This window comes from Streptomyces sp. NPDC052016, from assembly GCF_044548445.1.
GTDB lineage: Bacteria > Actinomycetota > Actinomycetes > Streptomycetales > Streptomycetaceae > Streptomyces.
This window is the reverse complement of sequence record NZ_JBIUBX010000025.1, coordinates 1-11,498: the sequence shown is the minus strand read 5'-3', so window position 1 is coordinate 11,498 and position 11,498 is coordinate 1. Positions and strand designations below refer to the sequence as shown.

General features: G+C 70.2%; 12 protein-coding genes and 1 rRNA gene. 3 read left to right on the top strand and 10 right to left on the bottom strand.

The window, feature by feature from the left end; genetic code table 11:
• Window positions 1-148: 148 nt before the first annotated feature.
• Window positions 149-436 carry a glutaredoxin family protein gene (locus ACIHAR_RS28235; protein ID WP_365472421.1) on the bottom strand — a complete coding sequence of 96 codons (288 nt, stop codon included), beginning with the start codon at window positions 434-436 and terminating at the stop codon, window positions 149-151.
• Window positions 437-590: 154 nt separating this feature from the next.
• Here ACIHAR_RS28235 and ACIHAR_RS28230 point away from each other — a divergent pair, with 154 nt between their 5' ends.
• The 3 genes from ACIHAR_RS28230 to ACIHAR_RS28220 all read left to right on the top strand — a co-directional run bounded on the left by ACIHAR_RS28230 (window position 591) and on the right by ACIHAR_RS28220 (window position 4,084).
• Window positions 591-1,493 carry an HAD-IB family hydrolase gene (locus ACIHAR_RS28230; RefSeq protein WP_365472418.1) on the top strand — a complete coding sequence of 301 codons (903 nt, stop codon included), beginning with the start codon at window positions 591-593 and terminating at the stop codon, window positions 1,491-1,493.
• 320 nt (window positions 1,494-1,813) lie between these two features.
• Window positions 1,814-2,590, top strand: a complete 777-nt coding sequence (locus tag ACIHAR_RS28225) for an ECF subfamily RNA polymerase sigma factor, BldN family (RefSeq protein WP_365472415.1) — start codon at window positions 1,814-1,816, stop codon at window positions 2,588-2,590.
• A gap of 234 nt (window positions 2,591-2,824) precedes the next feature.
• Window positions 2,825-4,084: a DUF5667 domain-containing protein gene (locus tag ACIHAR_RS28220; protein ID WP_400022470.1), complete on the top strand. Its 1,260-nt coding sequence runs from the start codon at window positions 2,825-2,827 to the stop codon at window positions 4,082-4,084.
• A gap of 106 nt (window positions 4,085-4,190) precedes the next feature.
• Here ACIHAR_RS28220 and ACIHAR_RS28215 read toward each other — a convergent pair whose 3' ends face one another.
• The 9 genes from ACIHAR_RS28215 to rrf form a co-directional block, all read right to left on the bottom strand.
• Window positions 4,191-5,288, bottom strand: a complete 1,098-nt coding sequence (locus tag ACIHAR_RS28215) for a lysophospholipid acyltransferase family protein (RefSeq protein WP_400022469.1) — start codon at window positions 5,286-5,288, stop codon at window positions 4,191-4,193.
• 14 nt (window positions 5,289-5,302) lie between these two features.
• The gene (locus ACIHAR_RS28210; protein WP_365472406.1) at window positions 5,303-6,364 is read right to left on the bottom strand and encodes an NAD-dependent epimerase/dehydratase family protein; all 1,062 of its coding nucleotides are present in this window, start codon (window positions 6,362-6,364) and stop codon (window positions 5,303-5,305) included.
• A 298-nt stretch (window positions 6,365-6,662) separates the two neighbouring features.
• A complete protein-coding gene (locus tag ACIHAR_RS28205) occupies window positions 6,663-6,761 on the bottom strand; it encodes a 30S ribosomal protein bS22 (protein ID WP_003948845.1) in 99 nt (32 codons plus the stop codon).
• Between the two features lie 222 nt (window positions 6,762-6,983).
• Window positions 6,984-7,193, bottom strand: coding sequence for a helix-turn-helix domain-containing protein (locus ACIHAR_RS28200; protein ID WP_162655568.1), 210 nt, complete (start codon window positions 7,191-7,193; stop codon window positions 6,984-6,986).
• Window positions 7,194-7,327: 134 nt separating this feature from the next.
• Complete coding sequence (locus ACIHAR_RS28195) at window positions 7,328-8,143, bottom strand: phosphatase (RefSeq protein WP_400022468.1); 816 nt, start codon at window positions 8,141-8,143, stop codon at window positions 7,328-7,330.
• A 141-nt stretch (window positions 8,144-8,284) separates the two neighbouring features.
• Window positions 8,285-9,457: an acetoin utilization protein AcuC gene (locus ACIHAR_RS28190; RefSeq protein ID WP_365472400.1), complete on the bottom strand. Its 1,173-nt coding sequence runs from the start codon at window positions 9,455-9,457 to the stop codon at window positions 8,285-8,287.
• Complete coding sequence (locus ACIHAR_RS28185; protein WP_365472397.1) at window positions 9,408-10,625, bottom strand: MFS transporter; 1,218 nt, start codon at window positions 10,623-10,625, stop codon at window positions 9,408-9,410. The genes ACIHAR_RS28190 and ACIHAR_RS28185 overlap by 50 nt, the downstream gene beginning before the upstream one ends.
• 73 nt (window positions 10,626-10,698) lie before the next feature.
• A complete protein-coding gene (locus ACIHAR_RS28180) occupies window positions 10,699-11,343 on the bottom strand; it encodes an HAD family hydrolase (protein ID WP_365472394.1) in 645 nt (214 codons plus the stop codon).
• A 62-nt stretch (window positions 11,344-11,405) separates the two neighbouring features.
• Window positions 11,406-11,498 (bottom strand): 5S ribosomal RNA (gene rrf, locus ACIHAR_RS28175); the annotation flags it as partial.

Genomic DNA, 11,498 nt, shown 5'->3' with positions numbered 1-11,498 from the left:
CGCGGGGAACCGGCGCATACACGCCTGCGCTCCTTCTTTATCGGGGGCAAAACCGCACACTCTCCTCACGAATCCCGCCCCCGAGACCTGGTCACCGTCGATCCTAAGCGACTTTTCGGAACACTTGGACTGCTCGGTCAGTTCCCTGTCAGCTCCCCGACAGTTCCCTGCGCAGCCGTTCCTCGTTCACGCGCCAGAACGTGTGCTGCTTCCCGTCGACGAGCACCACGGGGATCTGTTCCCAGTACTGGTCGTGGAGTTGGGGGTCCTCGGTGATGTCCCGCTTCTCCCACGGGACGCCGAGATCGCCGCACACCTTCTCGATGACGATCTGTGCCTCATCACACAGGTGGCAGCCGGGCTTGCCGATCAACGTCACGACCCGTTCCTGGGCGGAGGGGCCCTTACGGCGAAAGAGGGGACTCATGTGAGCCATTCTCCCGCGGCTCGCGCGAAGCGGCCGGGGCGCGCGTCGACGTGCGCGCGGCGGCCCGGCGGCACCACCTCTTTAACGACACGGTCGCGGAGAGTTCACGGCGTTCGAACCTCGTGACTCCGGAACCACCGAACAGACTGGCTATGCTCACGCCATGGCCGCTCTTGGATGGCTCACCCCCCGTAGGCGCTCCGCCACGGCGCGGAGCGTGTTGGCAGGCGAGGCCTCGGCGGAGGCCGCCCGCAAGGACGTCTCCGCACAGGAACCGCAGTTCCCCGTGCACGGCGACGACCGTGCCGCCGCCTTCTTCGACCTCGACAACACCGTGATGCAGGGCGCCGCCCTGTTCCACTTCGGCCGGGGCCTGTACAAGCGGAAGTTCTTCGAGACCCGCGACCTCGTCCGGTTCGCCTGGCAGCAGACGTGGTTCCGGCTGGCCGGCGTCGAGGACCCGGAGCACATGCAGGAGGCCCGCGACTCGGCCCTGTCGATCGTCAAGGGGCACCGGGTCTCCGAGCTGCGGTCGATCGGCGAGGAGATCTACGACGAGTACATGGCCGAGCGGATCTGGCCCGGCACCCGGGCGCTGGCCCAGGCCCACCTGGACGCCGGCCAGAAGGTGTGGCTGGTCACCGCCGCGCCGGTGGAGATCGCCCAGGTGATCGCCCGCCGCCTCGGCCTGACGGGCGCCCTCGGCACGGTCGCGGAGTCGGTGGACGGCGTCTACACGGGCAAGCTCGTGGGCGAACCGCTGCACGGTCCGGCGAAGGCGGAGGCGGTGCGCGCCCTCGCGGTGGCGGAGGGCCTGGACCTCTCCCGCTGCGCCGCGTACAGCGACAGCCACAACGACATCCCGATGCTCTCCCTGGTCGGCCATCCCTACGCCATCAACCCCGACGCCAAGCTCCGCAGGCACGCCCGCGAGATGGACTGGCGGCTGCGCGACTACCGCACGGGCCGCAAGGCGGCGAAGGTCGGCATTCCGGCGGCGGCCGGGGTGGGCGCGGTGGCCGGCGGCACGGCGGCGGCGATCGCCCTGCACCGCCGCCGCCGGTAGCGCGGCCCGGCGGCGAACGGACAACCCACCGTCGTACCCCCGCAGCGCCCCCTCCACTCCTCTTGTCCGCGCACCGCCACAACACGCCCCGGACCGACCGGAAACTCGGACCGTTTCGATCACCAATCGGTCACTCCCAGCGACTTGCTTGAGCGTCAATCGGCCAGAGAAGCGACGTAATCGACGATTTGAGCAACTCGGTGTAGCAGCGCCTGCACGAAGCGTTATTCTCCTCAGACGCAAACCGGTACCCCTCCGTCGCTACGACGGGTGAATGGTCCCGCACTGCACGTGATGGAAGCTCTGCCTCTGGGAGTCCCGTGTACCCACACGTCGGGGTTGACGCCTCGGGCCTGGCTACGCTGCGCGCAACGGTCGCTACGGTCCAGGACCTGTTGCGCGGCTTCGTCCCCACCGCGTACGCCGTCCCCGCCTTCGCCGCCGCTCCGGCGGGCCCGTGCTATGCACTGGCCGACGGCAGCGCCGCGGTCGGCAGAAGAGGACGTACGGCCGGTGCCGCCACCGCCCGGCGGCCGGCCGCCGACAGCGACAGCGCCCGGATGATGGACCTCGTCGAACGGGCCCAGTCCGGCGAGGCCGACGCCTTCGGACGCCTCTACGACCAGTACAGCGACACGGTCTACCGCTACATCTATTACCGCGTCGGCGGCAAGGCGACCGCCGAGGACCTCACCAGTGAGACGTTCCTGCGCGCCCTGCGCCGGATCGGCACCTTCACCTGGCAGGGCCGGGACTTCGGCGCCTGGCTCGTCACCATCGCACGCAACCTCGTCGCCGACCACTTCAAGTCCAGCCGCTTCCGCCTCGAGGTCACCACCGGCGAGATGCTCGACGCCAACGAGGTCGAGCGCTCCCCCGAGGACTCCGTCCTCGAGTCCCTCTCCAACGCCGCGCTCCTGGACGCCGTACGACGTCTCAACCCCCAGCAGCAGGAGTGCGTCACCCTCCGCTTCCTCCAGGGCCTCTCCGTCGCCGAGACCGCGCGCGTGATGGGCAAGAACGAGGGCGCCATCAAGACCCTCCAGTACCGCGCCGTCCGCACCCTCGCCCGCCTCCTCCCGGACGACGCGCGCTGATCGCGCCTACGGTCGGCGACGCCAACTCACGTTCAGTGAAAGTCCGTTGACTTTCCGGTCCGATCACCGGCAGTCCGTAACCCAAGTGCCGTGCCAGTCGTTGTGCGGGATACAGGCTCCCTGTGGTCACGTCCTCACCCTCCCCGATCACTCGATCGTGTGGAACCGGTCGAGGGCGTGCAACCCCCAGGACCCCCGGGGAGTCGACCGTCATGACGAGAGGAGGTGCCGCCAGTGATCGCGAACGTATCGGCGCACCGGCGGGCGAACGCCTTCGCCCAGGCCCTGGAGGAGCAGTCCGACCAGGGCACGGCGGCCGAGCAGTCCGAAGGATCGGCACCGGCCCCGGCCGCTGCGGACCAGACCGAGCGGGGCCGCCTCCTGGCCCTCGCGACGAGTCTCGCCGAGCTGCCCAAGCCGGAGCTCGATCCCGAGGTCAAGGTCGTCCAGCGCGCCCAGTTGGTCGCCGCGATGGAGGCCATGCTGCAGGCGGGCACCCCGGGCGGGGCGACGGACCCTTCGGTCCCCGGTCAGAGAGGGAGCGAAGGCGCACGGTCCAGTCGCGCCCGGGGCGCCCACCGGGCCACACCGCTGGGGAAGTTCCGACCGCGCTCACGGCTCGCCAAGGGCCTCACCGCGGGCGGCCTCAGCGTCGGCGTGGCGGCGGGTGCCTTCGGCGGCGTCGCCGCGGCGAGCTCCGACGCCCTGCCCGGCGACTCGCTCTACGGACTCAAGCGCGGCATCGAGGACTTCAAGCTCAACTACCTCGCCGAGGGCGACAACGAGCGCGGTGAGGTGTACCTCGACCAGGCCTCCACCCGGCTCGGCGAGGCCCGCCGGCTCATGGAGCGCGGCCGCGGTGGAGCCCAGCTCGACCACGAGTCCCTGGGCGACATCCGCCGCGCCCTGTCCGGCGTGCGCCACGACGCCACCGAAGGCCACCGGCTGCTGCACGAGGCGTACGAGCGGGACCCGGACTCCCTGGGCCCCATCCAGACCCTGTCCGCCTTCTCGCGGTCGCAACGCGAGGTCTGGGGCACCCTGCGCGACAAGCTCCCCGTCCAGCTCGGCGACGTCAGTCGAGAGGTCTCGTCGGTCTTCGACGCCATAGACGAGGAAGTCGCCCCGCTGCAGTCCCTCCTCCCCCAGCCCCCGGCCCAGGGCGGCGGAAGCGGCGGCAGCGGGCGCAGCTCCGGTCCGGCGTCGTCCACCGGCACCGCGGGCACCGACCGCTCCACCGCCTCCGGCGGCGGCTCGGTCGGCACCGACCGCCCCGGCGGCCACAGCGGCAGCCCGAGCAACTCGTCCTCCACCGGCACCGACGACGGCCTGCTCGGCGGCAACACCGGCGGTCTGCTCGACCCGAGCCAGGGCGCGGACACCGCCTCCCCGTCCGCGAGCGGGCCCGCCACCGCCGACCCGGACGTCACCCTCCCGCCCCTCCTCCCCGGCCTCCTGCCCGGCCTGGACATCGACAGCGAGGACGCGGACTAGCGAGTCCCTGTACGGCAGTGGGGGCGCCCTTCACCGAAGGGCGCCCCCACTGCGTTACGCATGCGAGCCCCCACTGCCATACGCAGGCCGGAAAGCCACGCCCCCGTCAGAAGAACACCGACCGCCGCTGCACCAGCAGTTTGTACAGCGTGTGCTGGATCTGCTCGCGGACCTGGTCCGTCAGGTTGAACATCAGCATCGGGTCTTCCGCCGCCTCCGGCGGATAGCCGTCCGTCGGGATCGGCTCGCCGAACTGGATCGTCCACTTCGTCGGAAGCGGAATCGCGCCGAGCGGACCGAGCCACGGGAACGTCGGCGTGATCGGGAAGTACGGGAAGCCCAGGACCCGGGCGAGCGTCTTGGCGTTGCCGATCATCGGGTAGATCTCCTCCGCCCCGACGATCGAGCACGGGATGATCGGGGCGCCCTGGCGCAAGGCCGTGGAGACGAAACCGCCCCGCCCGAACCGCTGGAGCTTGTAGCGCTCGCCGAAGGGCTTCCCGATGCCCTTGAAGCCCTCCGGCATCACCCCGACCAGTTCCCCCTGGCCCAGGAGCCGTTCGGCGTCCTCGGCGCAGGCGAGGGTGTGCCCGAGCTTGCGGGCCAGCTCGTTGACGACGGGCAGGACGAAGACGAGATCGGCGGCCAGCAGCCGCAGATGGCGGCCCGCCGGATGGTGGTCGTGGACGGCGACCTGCATCATCAGGCCGTCCAGCGGCAGCGTCCCGGAGTGGTTGGCGACGATCAGCGCGCCGCCCTCGGCCGGGATGTTCTCGACGCCCTTCACCTCGACGCGGAAGTACTTCTCGTACACCGGCCGCAGCAGGGACATCAGGACCTGGTCGGTGAGCTCCTCGTCGTAGCCGAAGTCGTCGACCTCGTAGTCGCCCGTCAGACGGCGGCGCAGGAAGGCCAGACCGCCCGCGATGCGCCGCTCCGGGCCGCCGGCGTCCTCCCGCGGCTGCCGCGGTGGCTGTTCCTCCCCCGTACCGGTCACGGGATCATCATCCTGCGGGACCGCCCTGGTGGGCAGGGGCTGAACCTCACCGACCTCGCCGACCTCGCCGACCTCGCCGATCTCACGGACCGGCGCCGGCTCGCCGTTCTTGCGCCGGCTCCCCGCACTGCGCCGCCGCGGCGGCCGCTGCGCGGCGCTCCCACGGGACCGGTCGTCGTCGAACGGAATGACCTTGGCGTCCGCCATCGTTGATGCGCTCCTCAGTTGGCGCTCTGCGTCGGGGGGTGGCCGCCGCCCGCGACGGGCAGCGCGGCGATCCGGTCGACGGCCCCGGCAAGGGCCTCGGGGGGCAGGAGACCCGGCCCCTGGCTGCGTGCGAAGTCCGCGAAGGTCTCCGCGGTGGTGTACCGCGGAGTGAATCCCAGCGTCTCGCGCATCTGGTCCGTCGCCACCACCCGGCCGTGAGTGAGCAGCCGGATCTGCTCGGGCGAGAAGTCCGTCATGCCCAGCGTACGCACCAGGGAGCCCGCCCACGTGACCGCCGGCAGCAGGAGCGGCACGGTGGGCCGCCCCAGCCGCCGCGAACACTGCGACAGCAGCAGCACACCGTCCCCCGCGATGTTGAAGGTGCCGCTGTTGAGCGTGCCCCGCGCCGGCTCGTGCGAGCCGATGCGCAGCACCTCGATCACGTCGTCCTCGTGCACGAACTGCAGCCGGGGGTCGTAGCCGAGGACGGTCGGCAGCACCGGCAGCGAGAAGTACGAGGCGAGCGGGGTCTCGGCGGTGGGCCCGAGGATGTTGGCGAACCGCAGCACGCAGACGGCGACATCGGGCCGCCGCCGGGCGAACCCGCGCACGTACCCCTCGACTTCCACCGTGTCCTTGGCGAAGCCACCGCTGGGCAGCGACTTGGCCGGGGTGGTCTCGGTGAAGACGGCGGGATCACGCGGCGCGGACCCGTAGACGTTCGTACTGGACTTGACCACCAGCCGCTTCACACGGGGCGACTTCTGGCAGGCGCCGAGCAGCTGCATGGTCCCGATGACGTTGGTCTCCTTGACCGTGGTCCGGCTGCCGCTGCCCAGCGCGGTGGCCGTCACGTCCAGGTGGACGACGGTGTCGGCACCGGTCTCGGCGAGCACTCGCGCGATGGTGGGCTGCCGGATGTCCGCCTGGATGAAGTCCGCCCCGCCGAGATGATGCTCGGGCCGCACGGCATCCACCGCGATCACCCGGTCGACGTCCGGGTCGCGCTGGATCCGTCGTACGAACCGGCCACCCAACTGACGGGCCACTCCGGTCACGAGCACAACCTTGCCCAAGATCAGCGCCTTCCTTCCGCCCTGGTACCGCTCGGCCGATGCACCTGCTCGTTACCCTGCCGCGTTCCCCGTCTGCGGGCCAACTTAGCGGGTCGGTGTTGCGCTGTGATGACCACCCGATGCGCCAAGTGACGAAACGGGCCGGTCGTACGACCGGATCAGCCACCTCACCCGTCCGGCCCTACGCACAGCGTTCAGCCCTCCGCACGCACCCCGGACACACGTGTGGCCCCCCATCGACACACGATGGGGGGCCACACCACGCTTTCGCGGTTCGCGTCGCGCGAAGTTGCTTCGCTTACTTCTTGTTACGACGCTGGACGCGCGTGCGCTTCAGCAGCTTGCGGTGCTTCTTCTTGGCCATCCGCTTGCGCCGCTTCTTGATAACAGAGCCCACGACTACCCTCGCTCACTTCTCATCACTCGGTGCTGGGCGCCATGGGCCCATACGACCTACGAGGGGCTAGCCTACCCGCCCGAGCGCTGAGGTCGTAATCGAGGAGGCGGAGGGACCCCGAAGTGCCCTGTAACGGATCCCCCCGGCCCATGGTCGGGCCTTCCGGACCACCCGGGAGCCACGGCTCCGAGTCGGGCCGATCCGGAAGACACGCCTTCGCCGTCAGGCGGTTTCCACCCCCACGTAGCTCTCGCGGAGGTATTCGTGAACCGCGTTCTCCGGGACACGGAAGGAGCGCCCCACCCGGATCGCGGGCAGATGACCGCTGTGCACCAGCCGGTACACGGTCATCTTCGACACTCGCATCACCGAGGCGACTTCCGCCACGGTAAGGAACTGAACCTCGCTCAGAGGCCTCTGGTCAGCAGCCATGACACACCTGAACCTTCCGCACTCGACTCGACGGCCACCGGCTTCCCCTTCCGGTGACTCTTCGTCGCTGCGTGCTCACTCCCCAATGTAGGGGCGGGTGATGCGAGTGGGGAAGAGGTGCACCCATCGGCGGCCTACTGTGACAGACACGCCCGATTGAGTACGTAGCGGGTAAGCGGCCGGTAGTAACCAGACCGCACAGCGTCATCAAGTGGAACGACGAGGGACACCGACCCCTCGGCCTCCCCCACGAAGAGCGCGGGGTCGTCGGTGTCCGCCAGCCCGATCGCCTCGAACCCCAGCTGACCTGCCCCGCAGACCCACCCGTGATCCCCGATCACCAGCTCCGGCAGCGGTCCGCCGGCCTCCGCGGCGGTCGCCAGCGCCAGTCGAACCGGGAGCGGCGAATGAGTGTGCACGCCGGTCGCACAACCGGGGCGCCCGACCCCGGCTTCCCGCACCAACGCGACACCCCGTACGTAGTCAAGGTTGTGCGTGCGTAGTCCGAACCGGGTCGTTATGTCGACACAGCGACCCTGCGCGGGGGTGAGGACTCTACATCCCGCCGCCGACAAAGCGTCCGCAAGCCCGGCGTAGAACCCGAGCAGCCGATGGGGATGCCCGGTGCCCAGGAGCACCGTCGCACCACGCCGGGCGACCGCGGCCAGCCGCTCCGCGAAGGCGTCGAGCGCGGCCAGGGTCCGCTCCGGATCGATCACATCATGCCCGGAAACGTGCTCCGGGTCGGCCGAAACCCCACACTTGGCCGCCATCAGCCCGACCAGTTCCCGCACCCCCCAGACTCCTTGGGGATCGACGCCGATCAACACCCGAGGATCCCGAGCGGCGAAGAGCCGATAACTCCGGAGACTCTCCTCCCTGGAGGTCGCCACCACCCCGGCCAACCCGGCAGCCAGCAGATGCGCCCGAAGGGCCGCGGTACTCCACACGGGGTGATGGTGAGGGACGCGGGCCTGGGGCGTCCGGCGAACGGGGGAAGAGGGCCCGGTTGGCCTAAGGCCCGCGCGAGGAGCCCGTCCGGCGTGTGAGGGGCGGCGGGGACGAGCCCCTGACCGCCCCCGATCCGCCGCCTACGCCAGCATCCCCCGCAGCGGGAACACGGCCCGCCGAGTGGCCAGCACCGCTTGGTCCAACCGATCGGCGGGGTCGTACCCCGCTTCCCACTCCGCCCACTCCACGGGCCACCGCCCGTCGGTCATCCGTCCCGGCCCCAACTGCCGCGTACGGGCGAACACCTCCTGCCGCCACCCCTCGGGAATCACCGTCTCCGGCGCGACGGGCCTCCCCGCCGCCACCCCCACCAGATGCGCCCACGACCGGGGCACGACGTCCACGACCGCGTACCCGCCCCCGCCCAGGGCGACCCACCGGCCACCGGCGTACTCGTGCGCCAGGTCGTGGCAAGCCACCTGCACGGCCCGCTGCGCGTCGAGCGACACCGCGAGATGGGCGAGAGGATCCTCGAAGTGCGTGTCCGCCCCGTGCTGGGTCACCAACACGTCCGGCCGGAAATCGGCGATGAGTTCCGGCACCACGGAGTGGAACGCCCGCAACCACCCCGCATCCCCGGTCCCCGCCGGCAGGGCGACGTTCACCGCCGCCCCCTCGGCGTCCCCCGCACCCGTCTCCTCCGGCCACCCCGTCTGCGGGAACAACGTCCGAGGATGCTCATGTAGCGAGATCGTCAGCACCCGGGGGTCCTCCCAGAACGCCGCCTGCACCCCGTCCCCGTGATGCACGTCGACGTCCACGTACGCGACCCGCTCGGCCCCCAGCTCCAACAACCGGGCGATGGCCAGCGACGCGTCGTTGTAGATGCAGAACCCCGACGCGCCTCCGGGCATCGCGTGATGCAACCCGCCGGCGAAGTTCACCGCGTGCAGGGCCTCCCCGCGCCACACCGCCTCCGCCGCCCCCACGGACAGCCCGGCGATGAGCGAGGACACCTCGTGCATCCCGGCGAAGGCCGGATCGTCCATCGTTCCCAGCCCGTACGACGGGTCCGCCGCCCCGGGATCCGCGGAGGCCGCCTTCACCGCCTCGATGTAGTCCTCCCGGTGCACGAGCCGCAGCGTCGACTCCCCGGCCGGCTTGGCGGACACCACGTCCACCTCACGGTCCAGCTCCAGGGCACGGACGAGCCTCCGGGTCAGATCCAGCCGGACCGGATCCATCGGATGGCTCGGACCGAAGTCATAGCCCGTTACTGCCTCGTCCCACATCAGCTGTGCGCGGCCGCTCATGCCCGCCACCGTATCGGTCCGGTTGAGGCGCGAACGACTTGGCGTACACCAACGTCACCAGCACCAACACCATCGGCACCACCATCGCTCCCCGATAACTCCACGCGTCGCCCAACGCCCCCACCAACGGGGAACCGATCAAAAAGCCCACATAGTTGAAGACATTGAGCCGTGCGACCGCAGCATCGGACGCCCCCGGGAACAATCTCCCGGCCGCGGCGAACGTCTGCGGCACCACCACGCACAACCCCAGCCCCAGCAAGGTGAACCCACCCATCCCCACCCAGGCACCGGGAGCAACGGCCACCACACCGAACCCCAGCGCCGCCACCAGCGACCCCGCCCGCACGACGCCCACCGCCCCGAACCGCCGAACCCCGAAGTCCCCGATGGCCCGCCCGAGCAAGGTGGTCACCATGTACACGTTGTACGGCACGGTCGCCAGCTGCTCGGAACTCCCCAACACGTCCTGGAGATACTTCGCGCTCCAGTTGGACACGGTCGAGTCCCCGATGTACGCGAAGGTCATCACCAGACACAGCGGCAGCAGGGCCTTGAAGACGACACCCCCACCGTCCGCCGTCCCGCCCTGGTCGGCGGCCTCCCCGCCGCCCCCGTCGGCATACCACCGGCTCCCCACCAGCACGGCCGGCAACAACACCGCCACCACCGGCAGGTACGACACCCACAGCGCGAGATGCCAGTGCGCCCCCGCCCACGCCAGCGAGGCCCCGACGATCCCACCCAGGCTGTACGCGGCGTGGAAACCGAGCATGATGCTCCGCCCGTACGCCCGCTGCAGGCTCACCCCGAGCATGTTCATCGAGGCGTCCAACACGCCCACCGCCAGCCCGAAGACCGCGAGTGCGATCCCCAGCTCGACCATCCGCCCGCCCGCCCCGACCCCGACCAGCGCCAGCAGCACGACCGGCTGGGACCAGCGCAGCAGCCGGCCGGAGGGTATCCGCTTCACGAGCCGCTCGGTGGCCACACTGCCGACACCGGCCAGAATGGGCACGGCGGCGAGGAAGACCGGCAGCAGCGCGTCGGAAACCCCGTACCGGTCCTGGATGGCCGGGATCCGGGTCACGAGCAGAGCAAAGGCGACACCCTGCGCGAAGAAGCCGAACGCCAAGGAGGCCCTACCGTGCCGCAGCGCTTGCGTCATGGCCGCGAGCGTAGGGCCCCGAGCTACCGCTGGGTAGATCCAGCCAAAGATGAATGTGCGTCAACTTCCGGTGTCACACGAGCAAGTCGGCCAGCTCCCCCATGTCGGCGAAGAGCCGCGTGGCCCCGGCCAGCTTCTCCGCCGGCGTCATGGCGGTGAACCCGAACACGTCCATGCCCGCCGCGACAGCCGCCTGCACCCCCAACGGCGAGTCCTCCACCACGACACACCGCTCCGGCTCGACCCCCATCCGCTCGGCCGCGTACAGGAACAGGTCCGGAGCCGGCTTTCCCCGTCCGACATCCTGGGAACTGAAGATCCGCCCGTCGTCGAACCACCGGTCGAGTCCGGTCGTCCGATGCCCCACCCGAATGCGCTCATGGCTCCCGGAGGAGGCCACACAGTACGGCACCCCGTCCGCGGCCAGCTTCTCCAGCACCCCCGCCGCCCCGGCCACCGCCACCAACTCCGCCTCGAACGCGGCGAACACGCGCGCGTGGAAAACGTCGTCGAAGTCCTCCGGCAAGCGCTGCCCGGTCCGCTCCAGCACCAGCTCGTGGATCCGGTGCATGGCAGACCCCATGTAATCCCGGATGGAGTCCTCGTACGTCGTCGGATGACCCACCTCGGTCAGATAGCCGGCGAGCAGTCGATTGGAAATGGGCTCGCTGTCGACGAGCACACCGTCGTTGTCGAAGATGACCAGGTCGTAGTCCATGTCCACGACCCTAAACGCAGAAATCCCCCGTGCCGAATGGCACGGGGGATTTCTCAATATTTGTTCGGCGGCGTCCTACTCTCCCACAGGGTCCCCCCTGCAGTACCATCGGCGCTGTAAGGCTTAGCTTCCGGGTTCGGAATGTAACCGGGCGT

Coding starts and splice junctions, on each gene's coding strand:
- ACIHAR_RS28230 (WP_365472418.1), top strand. CDS start 591: ATGGCCGCTCTTGGATGGCTCACCCCCCGTAGGCGCTCCGCCACGGCG.
- ACIHAR_RS28215 (WP_400022469.1), bottom strand. CDS start 5,288: ATGGCGGACGCCAAGGTCATTCCGTTCGACGACGACCGGTCCCGTGGG.
- ACIHAR_RS28235 (WP_365472421.1), bottom strand. CDS start 436: ATGGCTCACATGAGTCCCCTCTTTCGCCGTAAGGGCCCCTCCGCCCAG.
- ACIHAR_RS28200 (WP_162655568.1), bottom strand. CDS start 7,193: ATGGCTGCTGACCAGAGGCCTCTGAGCGAGGTTCAGTTCCTTACCGTG.
- ACIHAR_RS28190 (WP_365472400.1), bottom strand. CDS start 9,457: ATGAGCGGCCGCGCACAGCTGATGTGGGACGAGGCAGTAACGGGCTAT.
- ACIHAR_RS28185 (WP_365472397.1), bottom strand. CDS start 10,625: ATGACGCAAGCGCTGCGGCACGGTAGGGCCTCCTTGGCGTTCGGCTTC.
- ACIHAR_RS28180 (WP_365472394.1), bottom strand. CDS start 11,343: ATGGACTACGACCTGGTCATCTTCGACAACGACGGTGTGCTCGTCGAC.